Below are 20,399 nucleotides of genomic sequence, written 5' to 3' on the forward strand. Positions count from 1 at the left end.
CAAAATAAATGAATTATATTAGGAGGGAAAAAGATGGTAGGAATTATCCTCGCAACTCACGGTGAATTTGCTGAAGGTATTTTGCAGTCCGGAACAATGATTTTCGGCGAGCAAGAAAACGTTAAAGCAATCACTTTGATGCCAAGCGAAGGTCCAGAAGACATCAAAGCTAAAATGGAAGCTGCAATTGCATCCTTTGATAGCCAAGATGAAGTTTTATTCTTAGTGGATCTTTGGGGAGGCACACCATTCAATCAAGCAAACGGTCTTTATGAGTTACATAAAGATAAGTGGGCAATCGTAGCAGGACTTAACTTGCCAATGTTGATTGAAGCTTTCTCATCACGTTTTACAATGGAAAGCGCACACGAAATCGCAGCAAATATCCTTGCGCCAGCTCAAGAAGGTATCCGTGTGAAACCAGAAGAACTACAACCGCAAGTAACAGCTACTGAACAGCCACAAGCAGAAATCGCTGCAGTTGGTGACGGCAAAATTGAATTCGTTCTAGCTCGTGTTGATTCACGTCTCTTGCATGGTCAAGTAGCCACTGCATGGACAAAAGCAACACACCCAACAAGAATTATCGTTGTTTCAGATGCAGTTGCAAAAGACGATCTTCGTAAAAAATTAATCGAACAAGCTGCACCACCAGGAGTAAAAGCTAACGTTATCCCAGTCCAAAAAATGATTGAGATTTCAAAAGATCCACGTTTCGGCAATACAAAAGCACTTTTATTATTCGAAAATCCTCAAGATGTTTTACGCGCAATTGAAGGTGGCGTAGAAATCGAACAAGTAAACGTTGGTTCCATGGCTCACTCTGTAGGTAAAGTTGTTGTTAGCAAAGTACTTTCCATGGGTAAAGATGATGTTGCCACTTTTGAGAAATTAAAAGAAAAAGGCGTTAAATTCGATGTGCGTAAAGTCCCTAATGACTCAAGCGCAAACATGGATGACATCATCAAAAAAGCAAAAAATGAATTAAAGACACAATAAAAAATTAAAATAGGAGGTTTATTATGTCTGTCATATCAATAATTTTAGTAGTACTTATTGCATTTTTAGCAGGTATTGAAGGAATTCTAGATGAATTTCAGTTCCATCAGCCATTAATCGCATGTACATTAATTGGTCTCGTAACAGGTAACTTAACAGCATGTATCATCCTTGGCGGAACTCTACAAATGATCGCACTTGGATGGGCAAACATCGGAGCAGCCGTAGCACCAGATGCCGCGCTTGCCTCAGTAGCTTCAGCAATTATATTAGTATTAGGTGGACAAGGGGTAGCAGGTATTCCGTCCGCAATCGCAATTGCAATTCCACTTGCAGTAGCAGGTCTTTTCTTAACAATGATCGTTCGTACATTGGCAGTTCCAATTGTTCACTTGATGGACAGAGCCGCTGAAAAAGGGAATATTCGCAGCGTAGAGTGGTTACATATTTCAGCAATTTGTATGCAAGGTATTCGTATCGCGATTCCTGCAGCAGCACTTTTATTCATTCCAGCAGACAGCGTTCAATCTTTCTTAGAAGCAATGCCAGCTTGGTTAACAGATGGTATGGCTATCGGTGGAGGAATGGTAGTTGCCGTTGGTTATGCACTAGTTATCAACATGATGGCTACTAAAGAAGTATGGCCGTTCTTTGTTATCGGTTTCGTAGTAGCTGCAATTTCTCAACTTACACTTATCGCAATTGGTGCTCTAGGTGTTGCACTTGCTCTTATTTACCTTAATCTATCTAAAATGGGTGGCGGTAACTCAAACGGCGGTGGAGGCGGAAATTCTCGCGATCCACTGGGCGATATATTAAACGACTATTAATAAAAAAAGGAGGAGAATAGAATGGCAGAAAAAATCGAATTATCAAAGAGAGACCGTCTACGCGTAGCATGGCGCTCTACGTTCATTCAAGGTTCATGGAACTACGAACGTATGCAAAATGGTGGCTGGGCATTCTCTATGATTCCCGCTATTAAAAAATTATATAAAACTAAAGAAGATCGTTCGCAAGCTCTAAAACGTCACTTAGAATTCTTTAATACACATCCATATATCGCGTCTCCAATTCTTGGGGTAACACTTGCACTTGAAGAAGAACGTGCAAATGGTGCAGAAGTTGATGATGTAGCAATTCAAGGGGTTAAAGTTGGTATGATGGGACCTCTAGCTGGTGTTGGTGACCCAGTATTCTGGTTTACAATTCGTCCAATGTTAGGTGCATTAGGTGCTTCTCTTGCCTTGAGTGGAAACATTCTTGGACCAATTTTATTCTTCGTTGCTTGGAACGTAATCCGTTGGGGCTTCATGTGGTATACACAAGAATTCGGCTACAAAGCTGGTTCGAAAATTACTGATGACCTTTCTGGTGGATTACTACAAGACATTACAAAAGGTGCTTCGATACTCGGGATGTTCGTCCTCGCCGCCTTGGTGCAGAGATGGGTAAATATTCAGTTTGCACCAATTATCTCGAAAGTTAAACTTGATGAAGGTGCGTATATTGATTGGAGTCATCTTCCACAAGGCGCTCAAGGTATCAAAACTGCTTTAGAACAACAACAAGCAGGTTTAGCTCTATCTGAAATTAAAGTAACAACCTTGCAAAATAACTTGGATAACTTAATCCCAGGACTTGCAGCAGTAGCTCTTACATTCCTATGTATGTGGTTACTTAAGAAAAAAATCAGCCCAATTATCATCATTCTAGGTCTATTCGTAGTTGGTATAGTTGGTCACTTAATCGGGCTTCTGTAAAAATAAGCTGATCGAAAAGAGGCTGGTGCAATATTCACCGAGCCTCTTTTCGTTTAGATATATGACACAGATAAACGAATACGGTATAATAAACAAAACAAGCGAAAAGAAATGGAGCGAATACAGTTGGTTCAATCGATTAATACAAAGGTAGACTTAACAATAGATGCCACCGCGTATACTGGACTTACAGATTACGGGAAAATTATGATTGGCGACAAAGGTTTTGAATTTTTCAACTCACGTGATGTGCGTAAATTCGTCCAAATCCCTTGGGAAGAAGTAGATCAAGTTATTGTATCCGTTATGCTAAAAGGTAAGTGGATCCCTCGCTATGCCATTAAAACAAAGCGCAACGGCACATATACATTTGCTTCTAAACGACCTAAAGAAGTTTTACGTAAAATACGAGTTTATGTCGACCCGGCCAATATGGTGAGCTCGCTCAGTTTCTTTGATGTTATGAAGCGCTCGTTTCGGTCGATATTTAGCAAGAAGAAAAACAAAAATAAATAAGCCGATTTATACCGAAAAGCTTCAATGGACCATGTCTGTTGATGCTTTTTTTCGTACATAATAATTGAACAAATAGCTTATTTTGATACAATAGAAAGTGTAATTAAAACATAATCAAAGGAGGAACACCAACATGAAAAAACCAAGAATCTACACGATGTCATTCGCTAGTGTATACCCTCTTTACATACAAAAAGCGGAGAAAAAAGACCGCACCAAAGAAGAAGTGGACGAAATTATTTTCTGGCTAACAGGCTACGACCAAGCTTCCTTGCAGCAAGCCATTGATGAAGAAATTGATTTCGAGACCTTTTTCAACCAAGCTCCAAAAATGAACCCCAATGCTTCCTTAATTACCGGAGTTATTTGCGGCTACCGAGTGGAAGAAATTGAAGATAAACTGATGCAACAAATTCGTTATTTGGATAAATTAGTTGATGAACTCGCAAAAGGGAAAAAGATGGAGAAGATTTTAAGAAAATAAACAAAAAAGCAGCCGGTGTGAAGGCTGCTTTTTTTGTGTATCAGCTTTTGGAAACTTTCTTTTTAACGTCTGCTAATGAGTTAGCAACTTTTAAAGTCATTTTCACGGATTTTCGATTTAAAGTCCCTTGATAATGTTTGATTTTGTTCGTTAGTTCATTATTTTTATTTGTTGTAAGTTGTAATTTTTGTTCAGTTTGTTTAAGTTCATTTTCTAAGTGTTTATTTTTTTCTTGGTGTTTTTTGTTTTGGTCTGCAGTAGTTTTTCTCAGTTGGGTAAGTTGGTTATTAACGGCGTTTACTCGGTATTTGGTGCTAAAATCATGCCTTTCTTTTAATAGATTGGCAGAAAATTTTACTCGATTTAGCATCTCTGTTGGATTTAATGTGGAAATGACTTCTGGGCTAGTGGGGAAATTAATGGAATGAATAAGTTCATCCATTGGGGCAGATTTTCTGTTTTTGTCGTGTTTATAGATGTGATTTAGCCCATTTGTATCTAAGAAATCAATGTAATTATCGAAATTTTGCGCTTGCACTTTTTCAGCAGATTTCAAATCGACTTTATCGAGTAATTCTTGAATGTTGTTGGTTTGCTCTAGTTCGTCTATTGTGACGTGAGGAAGAGCGTGGTAGGAAGCTAGTTCGCGCATTCGGGCATCTTGTACAAAAGAAATATTAGGTGTTCCGACGATTGTAGGAATAACGTTTCCGTGCAAGCGAGAACCAATACTAAAATCAATATTTTTCACGAAATCATACCAACTAGGCATGCTAGTAAAGTATTTTACGCGACCTTCTTGATAATATTTATGTTCGATATTTGTGGGGTAACCTTTGATATCGCTAGTAATATCTGGACCACCAGCGTACATTAAATGGAATTCGTCTAGATGTTGAGGAATAAAGTGATAGTCTTTGTATGTAGTAATCAGATTGTTTAAGAATTGGATAGCAGTTTCTGAAGAGGTTGGAGATGCGTTAATCGCGATGGAGGATTGATTTGTTAAGTGTAAATCTCTTATTTTTATTTCTCGTCCGAATGTATAGAGGGAAGGACAACCAATTACTCGAAAGTCGAGGTCATCGTTAAAGCCTAGTTTTTTTAGGTAATCAGCAGTAATTTGTCCGCGGACACCAATTTGAGCTGATTTTTCTAGGACTGCTTTTACAAAGTTAGTAACATCTTCATCAAAAGCAAAACCCTGATCTAGTTGTGGTTCGTAATTCGCTCGTAAGCCTACGCCCGTGACGACGACGGGGATTTTTAATTTGCGTATAAGTTGGGTGTAATTGCGGAGTACGGGCCTGAAGTCATCTCGAAATGCATCTGCTAAAGGCATAACATAGAGGTCGTAATTTTCATTGATTTTTTCTGCGAGGTTAGGACTAGATGAAAGCCCATCTGCGTGTATTTCTACATCGTCATTCCATAAAGCTCGATAAACACTGTATTGATAAGCAAGGTTGCCATTGTTAAAACCTGTCCGATCTTTTAAATATAGGTCTTCCGGCATGTATACATTCGTGGGTCGCATGCCTGACCTAATTAATATTCTCTTCACTAAAAAACCACATCCTTAAGTAAGTTGATATTTAAATTATATCAAAATGTTAATAAGGTTAATAGTTTTCGGGGTGAAGTTATTAGTGTTTGTTTTTGCACGTATCAAAGAAGTAGCCAATTGCATCCACTAATTCTTCGTTCACCGAATAAATATGCGTTGTCCCTTCCTTTCTTAAATTAATCAGTTGTGCCTCTTTAAGCAGTTTAATGTGGTGTGACATGGTTGATTTGGAAATATTATAAGTTGTGCCAGAGAAGCGTTTTTCTTTGCTTTTCAGTAAACATAGGAAAATATCGAGACGGATTGGGTCGCTTAATGCTTGGAAAATTAATAATAAATCTGATTTTGAGAGCTCATTTAACTTTTTCATATAAATATCATATCATAACTTACATTTTAATTGCGCGGAACTTGCTGCTATGTTATATTATGATAGTTCGAAATTAATCGAACTATAAAATCTGAAAGAAGTTGTTGAGACATGTTGCATATTGAAGCGCGAATGACGATAAAAAAAGAGCAAACCGAAGCTTTTTTGCAGGCTGTTAAAGAAGTTATCGCCGCATCACAAAAAGAAGCAGGAAACCATGGTTATGAATTAGTGCAATCGACGGAAAACGAAACAGTTTTTTATATGTTAGAAAAATGGGCGGATATGGATGCCATTCAACAACACAATGATAGCGAGCATTTCAAAAAATTCCAGAAAGCCGCTGCCAATTTTGTTGCTAAAGAACTTGAAATTTCAGTGTTAACGCCACTTGCGCGATAAGGAGGAGAAAACGATGACTTATTTAAATAATGATTTTGAAGACTTAATGAAAAACCGTCGCTCGATTCGGGAATACGATGAAACGGTGAAAATTAGCCAAGAGGAAATGAAAGCTATTTTAGAGGATGCGGTAACTGCTCCTTCTTCTGTAAATATGCAGCCATGGCGTTTTGTAGTTGTGGAAAGTGACGCGGGTAAAGAAAAATTAAACTCGTTAGTTCGCTTTAATACTCGTCAAAACGAATCTTCTTCCGCAATGATTTTAGTTTTCGGTGACTTACAAAACTTCGAAAACGGTGAAAAAATCTATGGAGAATCTGTGGAACGAGGCTTGATGCCAGCAGAAGTGAAAGAACAACAAATGGCGAAATTAAGCCAGTATTTTGAAGCGATTCCTCGTTCAGAAGCAGAACGCGTGGTACTTATTGACGGTGGACTTGTAGCAATGCAGTTAATGCTCGTTGCTCGTGCGCACGGTTATGATACAAACCCAATCGGCGGTTTTGAGCGTACAGAAGTTGCAGAAGCTTTTAATATGGACCCAGAGCGTTATGTACCAGTGATGATTGTTTCTATCGGAAAAGCGAAAAATGCTGGTTATCAGTCTTATCGATTGCCGATTACTGATGTTACTAGTTTTGCTTAAAATAGGAACGGGGAAATAGTTGATATTTCCTTGTTCTTTTTTTGTTTCTTGGTATAATTAAAGGGACATAAAGCCAAGGAGGAGAAGCAACTGTGACTATCAAAATAACTCGTAAAACAGGCATTGGCGGCAGCATTACTCCGGTGAATATTAGAATTGAAAATGAAGAGATTGTGAAATTAGATAACTACCAATCGCACTTTTTTATGCCTAAGGTGGAGAAAACGAAGGTTCGGGTAACAAACTGGTTTTATGGGAGCGAAGAAGCGATTTTGGAAAATAGCAGTGATGTGATTGTGCGGATTAATCGTAAGGCACTAATATTAAATTATGCGATGTTCCCGTTTCTTTTTTACGGTTTTGTTATGACTAGTTTGGTAGCTACGTTGATTGCGCTTGGTCTTTGCTTAGCATCATTTTTTTATTCGCGAAAGCATTGGTTTGAATTTGTGAAAATAAAGAGATAACTAGTAGATAGTATGGGCCAAGTGCGCATGCTATTTTTTTATCTGTGTAAGTGGATATTTTATCTGTGTAGCTAAGAAATGGTAGATAAACCGCACAATGACAGCGCTTTCTTTTGGCATGATTATTGCATGATATACAGATGCTTGGAATGAATCTTTAATTGGGGGGAGGAAATTAGAGAAAAAGGCATTCTGGCAACCACACGAAAAGGGGTACAGAGAGACAAACTTAGAACTACCGAAATGAGGTTTATAAATCAAAAATCGGGGTGAAGAGATGAATAAGAAGATGAAAAAGCTTTTTAGTATTACTTCTGTTGTGTTGTTGGTTTTATCATTAGTGGTGGTATCGATTGGTGCACAGCCAAAACGGGCGAAAGCGGCTGAAAATGTGCCACAGTATCGAAATGTAATGTATTATGGTGATTGGTCGATTTGGGGAGGAGAAGGGAACTTTTATCCGAAAGATATTCCGGCTGATCAATTAACGCATTTGAATTTTGCTTTTCTGGATTTTAATAGTAATGGGGATTTGGTTTTTACTGATAAAGATGCTGCTGTTGGGGCGCCTGTTGGGCAAGAGGGAGTTCAATGGGGCGGAGCGAATGCTGGTGTTTTGAATGCGATTCAAGATTTACGCGCTCAAAACCCGAATTTGAAAATCGGTGTGTCGGTTGGAGGCTGGTCTAAGTCGGGAGATTTCTCGACGGTTGCAGCAGATCCGACAAAACGGGCTAACTTTGTGAAAAACGTGATGAAGTTTGTGAAATATACCAATATGGATTTTGTTGATTTGGACTGGGAATATCCTGCTTCGGTTCGGGACGCTGACCTTGTTGATAATAAAAACGATGAAGGCACTCCAAATGCAAAACCTGCGGACAAACAAAACTTTATTACACTTTTACAAGATTTAAGAACGGCTTTGGATAAACAAGGCGTTGATATTAACAAGAAATACGAATTATCGGTTGCTTTACCAGCTGCAAAATCTACTTTAGAAAATGGGATTGATGTAGCGAATTTATTTAAAGTAGTCGATTTTGCGAATGTGATGACGTATGACTTAAATGGTGCTTGGACACCGAATAGTGCGCATCATACAGCGCTTTACGGCAATCCGAAAGATCCGAATTATGATAGTGGGTTTTCCGTAGATCAAACCGTGAAATACTTAAAAGAAAAGGGAGCAGTTTCGAATAAAATTGTTGTTGGGGCAGCATTTTATACTCGGGGCTGGAATAAAGTAGCTGCTGGAACGGATACGGTATTGCCAGGTCTTTTCCAAGCTGCTGAAAAAACGAATAAAGATGCGGATGGCTCGCTTACTTATGGGGCAAACAACGAAAACCCAATTAAAACTGGCGATGGGGGCCGTGCTGGCGGAGTTTGGGCGTATAGAAGTATTGATGCGCTGAAAGCTAAAACGCCAACTTTGAAAGAATATTGGGATGATACTGCCAAAGCGCCGTATCTTTATAGTAAGGAAACTGGGGAGTTTTACACATATGACAATCCACGTTCGATTGGCTATAAGGCACAATATGTAAAAGATAATAACCTTGGGGGGATGATTTCTTGGATGCAGTCGCAGGATAAAACCACGACTTCGACTAAGCGCGATGAACTCACGAAGGCTATTAAAACTGGATTGTTCGGTACAAGTGCAATCCCGCAAAACGCAATCACATATGCGAATTTAAATGTGGTAGCAACTGTAAAACCTTATAGCGAAAATGGGGTCGGATACGAAATTACAATTACAAACAATGAAAAAGCGGACGAAACCAATGAAGTCTTGAAATCAACTGAGCTATCGTTTGAAACAGTGAAATTACCTAAGTTTTATATTCCGGTAAAAGCAGGCGAAACGCTAACTGCTGGGGATTATAAAGCTGGGACAGTTACTACTTCAGGTGGCAACACAGTAGTTGATTTAGCTTCTGTATATGATGCACAGCAAATTCCACAAGGCGCATCTTATACGTTCCGTTTAAAATCGAGTGCATCTAGTGTGGATGTAAATAATATTTCTAAAATTGATTTAACACAACGGATGGTAAAATCGAGTGTCGAATTTGGTAAACAAACTATTTTTGGCGGCGGAAGTGTTGTACCTGATCCAAGTGACACAGAAGCACCAACCGTACCAAAAGCACTCACATCTTCTAATGTAACCGATAAATCTGCTACTCTAACGTGGACAGCTTCAACGGACAATAAAGCGGTGGCTGGATATAAAGTGTACCGAAATGGGACCGAAGTTGGCTCTGTTTCAGGAACTACTTTTACAGATAGTGGCTTAACTGCAAAAACAGCGTACACTTACACAGTAAAAGCGTATGATGCGGCTGGAAATTTCTCGGCAGCAAGCTCGGCGCTAACTGTGACAACGCTTGACGCAGCAACACCACCAGCAACACCAGCATGGGACACTGCCAAAACGTACAATAAGGGAGACAGGGTTTCTTATAAAGGGAAAACATATGAAGCACAGTGGTGGACCCAAGGGAATGAACCAGGAGCTGAACAATGGGGCCCTTGGTTGTTAATAAATTAATAGACAAAAACAGAGATTCTTTCCGGAGAATCTCTGTTTTTATTTGAAAAAGAGGACAAAATCATAGCCAGCATATTACAATGAATAAAAGACATTAGAGAGGATGCTGGCAGATGTATTTTGTATATGACATCGGTGGAACTTTTATAAAATTTGCATTGATGGAGAATAATGGAACGATAAAAATGAAAGACAAATTCCCTACTACTGCCAAAAACGCGGAAGAACTTGTAGGGCAGATGGTAGAAAAATGGCGTCCTTATCAACAAGAAGTAACAGGAATTGCTGTGAGTTGTCCTGGGGTAGTTGATACGGAAACAGGCGTGATTTACCAAGGCGGTTCGCTGTTATTTATGCATGAAAAAAACTTGGCTGAAATGCTCGCGCGCGAATGTCATGTTCCGGTCGTTTTACAAAATGATGCTAAAAGTGCAGCACTAGCAGAGTTATGGTTAGGTGTAGCGAAAGATGTTGATAGTGCAGCGATTTTAACGCTTGGAAGTGGTGTTGGTGGCGGGATTATTATGAACGGTAAGCTGCAATCTGGTTTTAATTTAATGGCCGGGGAAGTAAGTTTTATCCAGACCTCTTTTGATACGGAAAAATTACGAGGGAAGTTCTTTGGGCGGACTGGATCTGCGGTTGAGTTAATTAAAAGAATTGCTACCAAGAAAAATATGGCAGATAAAAAAGACGGCGAGCAAGTGTTTGAGTGGATAAATCAAGGGGACGAGGAGGCTCAAGCTATTTTTGATGATTATATTTATGGGCTAGCCGCGCAAGTTTTGAATATCCAATATTTGATTGATCCGGAAATTATTGCGATTGGTGGCGGAATTAGTGCGCAACCCATTGTTGTTAAACGTTTGAATGAAGCGATTGAAGAAATAAAAGCTGCGAGCCCATTCATCGCCGCCAACCCCAAAATAGTTACTTGTCATTTCCGAAACGATGCTAATTTATATGGCGCGCTTTATAATTTCTTTTTACAAAGTATTGGCTAATTGTATATTATTATACTAAATTTTGCGATTAGTACTAAAAATGTATTAGAATAGAGAGGAGAAATGGGAAGGGATGATGGGACTCATGAAATTTCAACTTTTTATTCAACCTAAGTTAGACGTTCTTCAGGGAAATATTGTCGAATATGAAATACTTTTGCGCGATGATAGTAAAGTTCCTAGATTTCCTCTATCAGAATTAGAGGCAGTACTCGCAGATGAAGAATTATATTTGGCTTTTTCGGAGTGGTTTTGCGATGCTTTTTTTGAGGTTTTAGCGAAATATCCAAATGATCGATTTGCTATAAACATCGCGCCACAGCAACTTTTTTATATAGAGACTCTCCACTGGCTAGACAGATTGAAAATCGAGAGCCACCGCATTACCGTAGAAATGACCGAAGATATTTTTGATGTTCCCGCGCATAAACGCCACCTCAATGCGAATGATAAAGACGCATTTATCCTAAACAAAATTAAAGTGATTCACGGTCTTGGCTATCACATCGCAATTGATGATGTGAGTTGTGGCTTAAACAGCCTAGAGCGAGTGATGAGCTACCTACCTTACATAATAGAAATTAAATTCTCATTAATTCATTTCAAAAATATTCCATTAGAAGATTTACTATTATTTATTAAAGCATGGGCGAATTTTGCGCAAAAAAACAGTCTTGATTTTGTGGTTGAAGGAATTGAAACAAAAGAAACCATGACTCTACTAGAAAGCCATGGCGTATCGATTTTTCAAGGTTATTTAGTTAATAAGCCGTTCCCTGTTTGAAAACTGTCCACTTGGTCTAACAAGTTTTCATGAGAACTAATTATAATTGGCCTTTTAGAAAGCAATAAGCCACTTTCGCGTAATTCTTCTAAGGCTTCTGTAATTCGCGCGCGACTAGAACGGCAATAATCAGCTAAGAAAGTTTGATTAATATAGGATGGAAGTTTAATTGGCCCATCGGATTGATGCAAATTGAGAAGCTCGACAATTTCCACAAAAATACGAGTAACTTTTACTATTGGTGGCTGATTGATATTTTTGTAATTTTTCGCTGTGAAAAGGTAGCGCACAATAACATCGTCCAGTACAAGATGGAAAAATTGCGGATTCGCATATAAATAATTGAGAAAAAATTCGCGGTCGATGAATAAAGCAGTGCCATTTTCTAATGCACGAACGCGGTATTCCGTAAGTTCCGGGGCCGTTTTTGTTTCGAGCAAACTTTCCATTCCAAAAATCGCACTTTGAGCAATTAAAGCATTTATCATCCAGCGTCCTTCGCTTGTAGGTCCTTCCAAAACAGCAGTTCCTTTTAAAAGTACCCCCATTTGAGGTGGTTTGTCTTCGTAAGCGCGAAATGCATGAATAATATCACCTTTTTTAAAAGAGACTTTACTCGAATAATCACTAGAAAAAATAGCTGAAAAATCTATAGTGGAAAGCATGATCAAAACTCCTATACTAAAGTAAAATTGTTAATTACTATACTACTTTACTGCTATCTGTCCTAAAAAGATACCAGATTAAAAATATTTTCGCAATACAGATAAGAAAAAGTCACTTTTTAGCAACATTTCCAATAATTTTACGACTAAAAACATACTTTTTAAAATAACAATACAAAAAAAGGCCCGGAAAAAGGAGCCTTTTAAAATTTCTTATAAACATCGATGGAATTGCCAAAATTAATTAGATAGCCGCCATAATCATACATTGGGCCGTATTTATCAGCATAATGAGAAACAGTATGGCGCAAAAATTCTTCTGTCACTTCTAAAAACTCCGCTACTTCAAAATATTCACGTAAACCGAGATAAAAGCACGAAATAATATCATCAAGCGGTATCAATTCCTCGTACCCTTTCCGACGAGCAAAAATTTCTTGCTTTTTATCCGTAATGGTTTCCTGTTTCGTGATATTGCCTACCGTATATTTGTAATGCATTAATTCTTCTACTAAAATACAACCTTTTTCAATAGAAGACTGATCTTTGCTAATAAAAATCGTCCCGTTTAAATAAAGACCGGGTAGTTTGTAAGGCATTTTCTCTTCTCTAATCGTTACCTCGTCTTGGTATTTGTTTACCAATTTTTCGTACAATAAAATCACATCCCGCGATGGAGTTTTTTCTTCATATCTATATACGCTAGAATATCCCGCATTTCTTCATCTGTTACATCATCATCTATGTGGGCCGCAATGGTAACCAAGCGTTCATCAACAGGCGGTAAACTTCTTTCTGGGAAAAAATCATCTAATCGTTTGTTGAAGATTTTTGCAAGTTCAAATAAAACGTCTTGATTCGCTTTTCGGTCGCCATTTTCGTAGCGGCTAATTGTTTGGCGAGTTGTATGAAGCTTTTCTGCTAAAGCTTCTTGATTTAAGCCTCGTTCTTCGCGATATTGTTTTATTCTATTTCCTACAAATTTATTTAACTCCATTATAATTGTCCTCCATATGTTTATGGCTCCAGTATAGCACTTTTAGCACCAAAACGGAACTTTTCCGAACATATTTGTCGGAAAAAGTTTTCAAGTAACCAAATTGGTGCTATAATATTTGTAGAGCTAAAAAATAAATGAGGCTAATTTTTGAACTGATAGCACCGTTTTGGTGACAAAAACTAGTTATTAACTTATGAGATGGAAGTGGGAATGGATGGATAGACAACTTTTGAAAGAAAAGCAAATCCAACTGATTTTTCAACTGGAACAAGAAGAGGATCGATTTATTCGGAAACGTTTAATAGAAGAGTTGGAGTTTTTTGAAGCACTTGGAGATAAGGAAAAAGGTCTTTTGACGGCGGAACAAAAGCTGCTTATTTTAACGCCTGGCGAATACCGAGAATATAAAAAGACCAAATCCGATGTGCAAATTAGCAAGTTGATTGGCGTATCAAGGTCGTCGCTTGCTGAGTGGAAACGAAAAAAAGGATTAAATAGAAAAAAGTCGCAACCGGTACAGCAGGAAATGATTGAGGTGTTAGCTTTTCATTTAGATAAAACAGAAGAGGAAATTGGTCGCTTGCCTGCTGCAGCTATTGAGTGTCAATATGAAGCCTATGTCATTAACGAAGCTCACAATTAAGGAGTGATGGGATGCAAGTTTTAATTTTACCGGAAAATAAAGATATCAATTATATAAAGACAGTTCACGAAGTAAAACGATTTTTTGCGGATTTTCAGCGATTTCGGGTGATTGCTGGATTATCGAAAAAACCATTTTTACTTAAGGATGGATTTTTGGAAGAGCCACATTTTGGCACGCTGGCATTTTCTGCTAGACATAATAAGGAAGTGATTATGGAAGCGCGCTGGTTGGTGGAGAAATATACGGAAACGTTAAATCAAATGGATGATTTATATCGAAATATTTTGCTGGAATGTTATGTGGAACAAAAACAAGATGTGGCGGTGATGATGGAGTTGCCGTATGAAATAGCTCAGTTTAAACGCATCAAAAAACGAGCAGTACTAGAACTGGCAACGATAATGGGGATTTTAGTAAGAAAAGGATGATACTTTCATGATATTTTGAAACGTCCTTTTACCGTTAATATAAAAGTAAGCTAATTGTCCAGCAAGCGGATGACAATAAAAGCTGCGTCAGAATGAAGGTGCACCGATTTTCTGATAATACATGATGTTTTACAAGAAATTTGTTTTTATTACTGGATGCTAATTCCGTTGACATAAACAAATATTCTATTTTGAGAAGTGACGTTCGGAGGAATAAATTATTAAGAATGGTCTTGACCGAATGTTGCTTTTCGTTTTTAAAAGGAGTGAGCGCTTGGTGAAGAGTTTGAGCTTCATGAGAGTTTTGGAAGCAGTCCGAACAATGCTCCAGGAAAAAGGCCAGCTAGATGTTTCTGTCGTAATGCGTGACCAAGTGGAAATGCCCACAACGATGCTAGAAATGATCGAGCAAGAGGAAGAAGAAAGCCGCAGATCTTGGAGAGAAAAATACCGTTTTGCAGTTCATCATTATACAAATGAAATGGATTTAGCGGGAGTCGAAAAAATAGATACATTAATCCAAACGGGCTTTACTTTGCCTGAAGGATACAAATTATTGGCAGTTCGACATTTTGGAAAACAAAATTTAGTTAAAGAAAATACGTTAATTCATGCAAAAACTAGTTTTGAAGTAAGTATTTGTCGTGAGTTAAAAGTAAAAATTTAGGAGGAATTATTAATGGCATTTGAAGAGAATTTATATTGTGATTATACACCGGGAGCTGCTAAAGCGGTCGCGGGGAAAGACGTACTTTTAGCGATTTTTAACGCAACAGGAGATAAATTATTAGCGGTGGCTGGCCAACAAGGTTTAACTATCAATCGTTCTAAAGATAGTATCGAAATTACATCTAAAGATACAGTTGGCGGTTGGAAGTCTAAAATTGGCGGAATGAAAGAATGGTCTATTGAAAATGACGGTTTATATGTCGCTGATGCAGAGTCTCATAAAGAATTGGCGAAATATTTTGAAAGTGATAGCCCGGTTTGTGTGAAAGTTATTAACCAAGCATCGAAAAAAGGTCTTTTTGGCGGCTTAGCGATTGTAGCTGACTATAGTTTCGAAGCACCTTTTGATGAAGCAATGACTTATTCTGTAAAACTAGACGGAATGGGCGCGCTTGTTGATTTAACAATTACTGAGGGTGGAGATCAAATGCCCGGCGAAACACCAGAAACACCAGCACAATAAAATAGAAAGCCACTGAAAAAGTGGCTTTCCCTTAGGAGGAAATTAAATGTTTGAAGTGAATGATACAACTTATATTTTACGATTTAATAAGCAAAAAGTTAAAACGGTGGAACTAACATCGGGAATTAGCCTAGTCGCGGCTTTGACTGCGAATAAAGGGATTTTGAGCTACCAAGTAATTGAAACGCTATTTGTTTCTGGCCTAGTGGAAGAAAAAGGTCTAGTACCTGTAAAACAAAAAGAAGCTTTGGATATTTTCGACAAGTTAGTGGAAGAACAAGGCTTGATTTCGCTTAACGTCGCAGTTATTGAGAAATTGCAAGAGGATATGGGTTTTTTGTTCCGTTAAAGCAAATTGAGTTTGAATATTTTGGAGCAGAAGACGATGAAGCGGATAGTGAAAGTGATACTAATTTTGAGCTTGAAAAACAACTCGCTTTTTTTGTAGTTAATTTCCATATGACAAAACATGATTTTGAGGAATTAACCGAAGTGGAGAAAAATTTCATCATGAAAGAATGGGAAAACAAGGTGATCTTTGAATCGACTATGCTCCGAAATGCTGTTTTAAATGCAGAACAAAATCTTAATCGAAAACGGAATTCACGTTTTATCGAGTTGCATAAAAAACGTCAGAAGAAAGCAGATGTTAATTATACAGTAAATGCACTTCAAGCAATTTCTGAGAATGAGGCGCAGGAAGGCAAAGCGTGGATTGATAGGGTTTATGGTGCAAATGGGTTGCGTAGACCTAAAAATAAAGAAGAAAGGAGGAAAATGGATGGCGGATTCTAAAAAAATAACGTTCGAGTTTAACGAGAGTGTTTTGACAGCGCAAGTTGGTAGGTTAGATGAAATGGCAGCTACTGTTCAGCAACGATTTACAGAAATGAAAATGACGATTGAAGACGTAGGAAAAGCTGATCCAGCTTCCAAAATTACGGGGTCTTTGGATGGTCTCCAATCTGGACTTGGTAGTATCAGTTCGGCGTTTGGTCAACTGGGTTCTAGTAGCCAAGCGATTACATCGGGATTTGGTACAGCTGTTGGCTCTGTTGGTGGGATCACGGATGCGTTTAAAAATCTAGGGTCAAGTGTCCAGAATGGTACGTTATTTTCAAGTTTGTCAACCGGGGTTGGTGGCTTGAGCACGATGCTTGGCGGAGTATCTGGCGGGGTGCAAGGAATTACGAATCTAGCTAGTGGCTTCATGGAAGTGAAGAAGCATTTAGGCGGATTGATGTCTTCTATTGGTAGTGTTGGCGGAATTATGGGTAAGTTAACTTCACCAATGGGATTAGTTATTATCGGGATTGTAGCACTAGTAGCAGCATTTGTGTATTTGATGAGTACTAATGAATCATTTCGTAATACTGTAATGTCGGTGGTGACGCAAGTTGGGCAGCTATTTGGACAATTAATGGCCAGTTTAATGCCGATTATCATGCAAATTGTTACAGCGGTCGGTCAAATTGGCGCTGCTTTAATGCCAATGGTTATGCAATTTATCACCTTTTTCGCTCAGTTAGTGGCTCAATTAATGCCATTTATTTCTATGCTGGTTTCAATGCTTATGCCAGTTATTATGCAAATTGTTCAAGCTGTAATGTCACTTGTTTCGGCAATTTTACCGAGTGTTATGGTGATTATTCAAGGAATCATGGGAGTTATTCAATTTTTGATTCCGATAATTATGCAGATTGCCACGGTTGTTATCCAGATTGTTATGACGATTATTTCTTATATAAGTAAAATTATGCCGATTGTTATGACGATTATTGGCATTATTATCTCGATTATTACTACAATTATTAGCTATGTTGTCATTATTGCGACAACGATTTCCAATGTTATTGGGAAAATTATTAGCTTTATTGCTAGTGTAATTACAGCAGTTATTGGAATTATCCAGCCGATTATTGCTTTTATTACCAATATTTTTACCACTATCGTTTCTATTATTGGTACAGCATTCGGAGTTGTATTTGCAGTCGCATCTAAAATTTGGAATTCTATTATGTCGACAATTTCAGGGATTATTGATGGAATTAAAGCAGTCATTACGGGCATTTCAGACACTGTTTCATCCGTATTTAATGGTGTGAAGCGAATTATCACAGATGTTTTTGATGGAATTAAAGGTGCTTGGGGTGGACTGACTGATTTTGTTGGCAATATTTTTGATGGAGTTTCCAGTGCAATTCAGACAGTTGTAGACAATGTAAAAGGGTTTGTCAATGTTGTAATTAGCGGAATTAACTCAGCAATTGGTCTGATTAATAAAATTCCAGGTGTTGAAATAAGTAAAATCCCACAATTAATTTCTGGGACAACGAATTTCCAAGGCGGATTTGCTCGAATGAACGAAGGTGGCCGGGGGGAAATGGTTGTTTTACCATCTGGTTCGCAAGTTATTCCACATGATGCAACGATGAAATACGCAAGAGAAAGCGCACGTGGTAATAAGTCCATGCTATATACAAATCAAGGGACTGATTTGGCTAGGGTGGAAAATCTTTTAGAACGTTTACTACAAAAAAATCCAGTTATCAAGATGGATGATAAAGTTGTGTCTGAAGTAGTTAGTCGTAACCAAGCTAACTCATTTGATCAATATAATTATGCAATGGGAGGTGCGGCTTATTAATGAGTGATTTGTATTTAGAACTAAATGGAAAAATTCATTCGCTTAGTGAAACGTTTCCGGGGCTTTCGGTTCAAGAAGTAGCGAGGCAAAGTCCACAACTAAGCATGGAAACTGCTGAAATTAGCGGAACTGATGGAGTGATTCCGGGAACAATTCAATTTAAACCTTTTGTTTTCAGTGCAAAATGCAATATACAAGCGCTGGATATACCAGATTACCATTTAGCTGTACGAGAAATTTATGAGTTTTTATTTCAGCGGGATAGTTATTATATTTGGAGTGATCAAATGCCGGGAATTCGGTATGAGGTACATCCAAAGCCTTTTGATTTTAGCCGAGAATCTGATCGTGTAGGGACATTGAACATCGAATTTGATGTATTTAAAGGATACGCGGAGTCACGAGGTACATGTCTTAATCCGATGACTTTTGAAGAGGACTTATGGCAAATGGGAATGAACTTATCGAACCGTGATGATTTATTCTATGTTTTTAAAGAGAATACATTCCGTGTATACAATGCCGGAAGTGACCGAGTAAATCCACTGATGCGCCATGAGTTAGATATTGCGCTGACAGCAAATGGAATACCAACCATTAATAATCTTACAACTGGAGAAACTTTTGAGTATCGTAAAGAAATCAAAAAAACAGATGTCCTTTTATTAAATAATATTTATCCATTAGTTAATAATAAGCGAGTCGGAAAAGACACTAACCACGGGATTATCACACTGGAAAAAGGCTGGAACGATTTTGAAATTAAGGGTGTAACGGATGTAACGATTGCTTTTAATTTTCCGTTCATTTATCGGTAGGTGATAAGCATGGATTATTTGATTATTCAAAGTATGGATAAAGAAATAGAAGAGATTTTAACGGACATTGATTACGGCTCATTTTCGTACGATTATGAAAAAAATACGAGTCGTGCCATCTCATTTACAGTTAATAAAACGAAACAGAATGCTAATACCTTTGATTTAGTAGGAAATGAAGCGATTTTGACTTATCAGGGTCAACAATTTGTCATAAAAAAATGTGCGCCAAAAGCTATTGGGAATACCATTTCTAAGCAAGTAACAGCTCAGCATATTAGTTATACAGTGCAGGATCATGTTCAGTATAATGTGAAAGCTGGTCTGAAAAAATATTCGATTCAAACGGTGATGGAATTTGCGCTGGAAGGTAATGAGCTTGGTTTTTCCCATGAGATACAAGGTCGTTTTCCGTTAGTTGAGCTAGAGGACTTAGGCAATAAAAATGGCTTAGAATTAGTAAATTTGTGCTTAGAAGAGTTCGGGGCGATATTATTTGCGGACAATAAGAAGTTGTATTTCTATGACGAGGCGAGCTGGTATATAAAGACAGAAAAGCAATTCCGCTATTTATATAATACAGAAGATGCTTCCGTCGATACAAACACAGATAATTTGAAAACGCAGATAAAATGTTACGGAAAGCAAAAAGAAAATGCTGATAAACTAACTGGAGATAATAAGTATATGGCGGTTGTTACGTATACTTCGCCAAATGAAACTATTTATGGAAAACGGATGGCAAATGCAAAAAGTAATGACAAAATTACGAACAATAACGACTTATTAGACTTTGCAAAAAAACAAATTCTCGACGTTCCTGAAACATCTTTAAATATTACCTATAAAGGAACTGAGGAAGTAACAGAGCGAGATGTTTGGTGCTTTATTCATGAGCCAATGGGATTTGAAACAGAAGTAAAAGTAACAAGAATTAAATCAGGGCATCCATGGAGTAAGAAATTTCAAGAGGTTGGCTTTAGTAATTCTCGGCGGGATATGGTAAGGATTCAAACACAAATTGCGAACCAAGTAAAAAAAGCAAAAGTAGAATCAAATAAAATTAATTCGTTTTCGAGCATCGCAATGAATGCTTTTGATTCGCGAATTTTAACAGAAGTAGTAGGTGTTGTAGATGGCGACTGAAATTAGAGTTTTAAAAAATACAGATGATACAGTTTTTTATCCTAAGACACATTTAAATGCTATAGACGGTCTAGGCATAGTTACTACCAGTACTTCAGGGCTAATGGCGCCCGGTGATAAGACGAAATTAAATGGAATTGAAGAAAATGCAGAAAAAAACAATGTGACTGCAAGTGATATTTTGAACTGGAATAAAAAACAGGATGCAATTTTAGTATCAGAAAATGGATCTAATTTTAAAATAACGGTGACAAATACAGGCGAGCTAATGGCGACTAGAGTGGAATAGGGAGGA

General features: G+C 37.9%; 26 protein-coding genes. 21 read left to right on the forward strand and 5 right to left on the reverse strand.

Annotated features, from left to right (window positions below):
* Positions 1-33 precede the first annotated feature (33 nt).
* The 5 genes from HCB49_RS11570 to HCB49_RS11590 all read left to right on the forward strand — a co-directional run bounded on the left by HCB49_RS11570 (position 34) and on the right by HCB49_RS11590 (position 3,762).
* A complete protein-coding gene (locus tag HCB49_RS11570; RefSeq protein WP_185480582.1) occupies positions 34-999 on the forward strand; it encodes a mannose/fructose/sorbose PTS transporter subunit IIA in 966 nt (321 codons plus the stop codon).
* A gap of 23 nt (positions 1,000-1,022) precedes the next feature.
* Entirely contained in the window at positions 1,023-1,829 is an 807-nt protein-coding gene (locus tag HCB49_RS11575; protein ID WP_003724931.1) for a PTS mannose/fructose/sorbose transporter subunit IIC, read from the forward strand.
* A gap of 21 nt (positions 1,830-1,850) precedes the next feature.
* Positions 1,851-2,762 carry a PTS system mannose/fructose/sorbose family transporter subunit IID gene (locus tag HCB49_RS11580; RefSeq protein ID WP_003721724.1) on the forward strand — a complete coding sequence of 304 codons (912 nt, stop codon included), beginning with the start codon at positions 1,851-1,853 and terminating at the stop codon, positions 2,760-2,762.
* A gap of 126 nt (positions 2,763-2,888) precedes the next feature.
* Positions 2,889-3,278 carry a DUF956 family protein gene (locus HCB49_RS11585; protein ID WP_003728363.1) on the forward strand — a complete coding sequence of 130 codons (390 nt, stop codon included), beginning with the start codon at positions 2,889-2,891 and terminating at the stop codon, positions 3,276-3,278.
* Positions 3,279-3,411: 133 nt separating this feature from the next.
* A complete protein-coding gene (locus HCB49_RS11590; RefSeq protein ID WP_185605023.1) occupies positions 3,412-3,762 on the forward strand; it encodes a DUF2200 domain-containing protein in 351 nt (116 codons plus the stop codon).
* A gap of 40 nt (positions 3,763-3,802) precedes the next feature.
* Here the strand turns inward: HCB49_RS11590 and HCB49_RS11595 are convergent, their stop codons facing one another.
* On the reverse strand, positions 3,803-5,299 hold the full coding sequence (locus HCB49_RS11595) for a polysaccharide pyruvyl transferase family protein (protein WP_185605089.1): 1,497 nt from the start codon (positions 5,297-5,299) through the stop codon (positions 3,803-3,805).
* Positions 5,300-5,408: 109 nt separating this feature from the next.
* Positions 5,409-5,699 (reverse strand): ArsR/SmtB family transcription factor, encoded by a 291-nt coding sequence (locus tag HCB49_RS11600; protein ID WP_185605024.1) that lies wholly within the window; start codon positions 5,697-5,699, stop codon positions 5,409-5,411.
* 111 nt (positions 5,700-5,810) lie between these two features.
* Between HCB49_RS11600 and HCB49_RS11605 the strand changes: the two genes are divergently transcribed.
* From HCB49_RS11605 to HCB49_RS11630, 6 genes are all read left to right on the forward strand, one after another.
* Positions 5,811-6,101, forward strand: a complete 291-nt coding sequence (locus HCB49_RS11605; RefSeq protein WP_185480585.1) for a putative quinol monooxygenase — start codon at positions 5,811-5,813, stop codon at positions 6,099-6,101.
* Positions 6,102-6,114: 13 nt separating this feature from the next.
* Positions 6,115-6,747: a nitroreductase family protein gene (locus HCB49_RS11610; RefSeq protein WP_185396388.1), complete on the forward strand. Its 633-nt coding sequence runs from the start codon at positions 6,115-6,117 to the stop codon at positions 6,745-6,747.
* 92 nt (positions 6,748-6,839) lie between these two features.
* Positions 6,840-7,214, forward strand: coding sequence for a hypothetical protein (locus HCB49_RS11615; RefSeq protein WP_185605025.1), 375 nt, complete (start codon positions 6,840-6,842; stop codon positions 7,212-7,214).
* 289 nt (positions 7,215-7,503) lie between these two features.
* Entirely contained in the window at positions 7,504-9,774 is a 2,271-nt protein-coding gene (gene chiB, locus HCB49_RS11620) for a chitinase ChiB (RefSeq protein ID WP_185605026.1), read from the forward strand.
* Positions 9,775-9,887: 113 nt separating this feature from the next.
* Positions 9,888-10,778, forward strand: a complete 891-nt coding sequence (locus HCB49_RS11625) for an ROK family protein (protein WP_185605027.1) — start codon at positions 9,888-9,890, stop codon at positions 10,776-10,778.
* 76 nt (positions 10,779-10,854) lie between these two features.
* Complete coding sequence (locus HCB49_RS11630) at positions 10,855-11,562, forward strand: EAL domain-containing protein (protein WP_185481410.1); 708 nt, start codon at positions 10,855-10,857, stop codon at positions 11,560-11,562.
* On the opposite strand, the gene HCB49_RS11635 is transcribed toward HCB49_RS11630, so the two are convergent.
* The 3 genes from HCB49_RS11635 to HCB49_RS11645 all read right to left on the reverse strand — a co-directional run bounded on the left by HCB49_RS11635 (position 11,532) and on the right by HCB49_RS11645 (position 13,224).
* A complete protein-coding gene (locus tag HCB49_RS11635) occupies positions 11,532-12,227 on the reverse strand; it encodes a Crp/Fnr family transcriptional regulator (RefSeq protein WP_185605028.1) in 696 nt (231 codons plus the stop codon). The two genes, HCB49_RS11630 and HCB49_RS11635, sit on opposite strands and share 31 nt — an antisense overlap.
* A 203-nt stretch (positions 12,228-12,430) precedes the next feature.
* Complete coding sequence (locus HCB49_RS11640; protein ID WP_185605029.1) at positions 12,431-12,883, reverse strand: ImmA/IrrE family metallo-endopeptidase; 453 nt, start codon at positions 12,881-12,883, stop codon at positions 12,431-12,433.
* A 5-nt stretch (positions 12,884-12,888) separates the two neighbouring features.
* On the reverse strand, positions 12,889-13,224 hold the full coding sequence (locus HCB49_RS11645; protein ID WP_185391674.1) for a helix-turn-helix transcriptional regulator: 336 nt from the start codon (positions 13,222-13,224) through the stop codon (positions 12,889-12,891).
* Positions 13,225-13,441: 217 nt separating this feature from the next.
* Here HCB49_RS11645 and lmaD point away from each other — a divergent pair, with 217 nt between their 5' ends.
* The 10 genes from lmaD (at position 13,442) to HCB49_RS11695 (ending at position 20,393) form a co-directional block, all read left to right on the forward strand.
* A complete protein-coding gene (gene lmaD / locus HCB49_RS11650; RefSeq protein ID WP_185605030.1) occupies positions 13,442-13,870 on the forward strand; it encodes a protein LmaD in 429 nt (142 codons plus the stop codon).
* An 11-nt stretch (positions 13,871-13,881) separates the two neighbouring features.
* Positions 13,882-14,301, forward strand: coding sequence for an ArpU family phage packaging/lysis transcriptional regulator (locus tag HCB49_RS11655; RefSeq protein WP_185605031.1), 420 nt, complete (start codon positions 13,882-13,884; stop codon positions 14,299-14,301).
* 277 nt (positions 14,302-14,578) lie between these two features.
* The gene (locus HCB49_RS11660; protein ID WP_185605032.1) at positions 14,579-14,968 is read left to right on the forward strand and encodes a DUF5072 family protein; all 390 of its coding nucleotides are present in this window, start codon (positions 14,579-14,581) and stop codon (positions 14,966-14,968) included.
* Between the two features lie 12 nt (positions 14,969-14,980).
* The gene (gene lmaA, locus HCB49_RS11665; RefSeq protein WP_185502729.1) at positions 14,981-15,493 is read left to right on the forward strand and encodes a protein LmaA; all 513 of its coding nucleotides are present in this window, start codon (positions 14,981-14,983) and stop codon (positions 15,491-15,493) included.
* Between the two features lie 46 nt (positions 15,494-15,539).
* Positions 15,540-15,842, forward strand: coding sequence for a segregation and condensation protein B (locus HCB49_RS11670; RefSeq protein ID WP_185391670.1), 303 nt, complete (start codon positions 15,540-15,542; stop codon positions 15,840-15,842).
* A 110-nt stretch (positions 15,843-15,952) separates the two neighbouring features.
* Complete coding sequence (locus HCB49_RS11675) at positions 15,953-16,288, forward strand: phenylalanine racemase (protein WP_221770768.1); 336 nt, start codon at positions 15,953-15,955, stop codon at positions 16,286-16,288.
* Positions 16,275-18,140, forward strand: a complete 1,866-nt coding sequence (locus HCB49_RS11680; protein WP_185605033.1) for a phage tail protein — start codon at positions 16,275-16,277, stop codon at positions 18,138-18,140. Before HCB49_RS11675 ends, HCB49_RS11680 begins: the two co-directional genes overlap by 14 nt.
* On the forward strand, positions 18,140-18,958 hold the full coding sequence (locus HCB49_RS11685; RefSeq protein WP_185605034.1) for a phage tail family protein: 819 nt from the start codon (positions 18,140-18,142) through the stop codon (positions 18,956-18,958). Before HCB49_RS11680 ends, HCB49_RS11685 begins: the two co-directional genes overlap by 1 nt.
* Positions 18,959-18,967: 9 nt before the next feature.
* A complete protein-coding gene (locus HCB49_RS11690) occupies positions 18,968-20,104 on the forward strand; it encodes a phage tail protein (RefSeq protein ID WP_185605035.1) in 1,137 nt (378 codons plus the stop codon).
* Complete coding sequence (locus HCB49_RS11695) at positions 20,094-20,393, forward strand: CCA-adding enzyme (RefSeq protein ID WP_185605036.1); 300 nt, start codon at positions 20,094-20,096, stop codon at positions 20,391-20,393. The genes HCB49_RS11690 and HCB49_RS11695 overlap by 11 nt, the downstream gene beginning before the upstream one ends.
* Positions 20,394-20,399 lie beyond the last annotated feature (6 nt).

Source organism: Listeria cossartiae subsp. cayugensis (genome assembly GCF_014229095.1).
In the GTDB taxonomy this organism is placed as follows: Bacteria; Bacillota; Bacilli; order Lactobacillales; family Listeriaceae; genus Listeria; species Listeria cayugensis.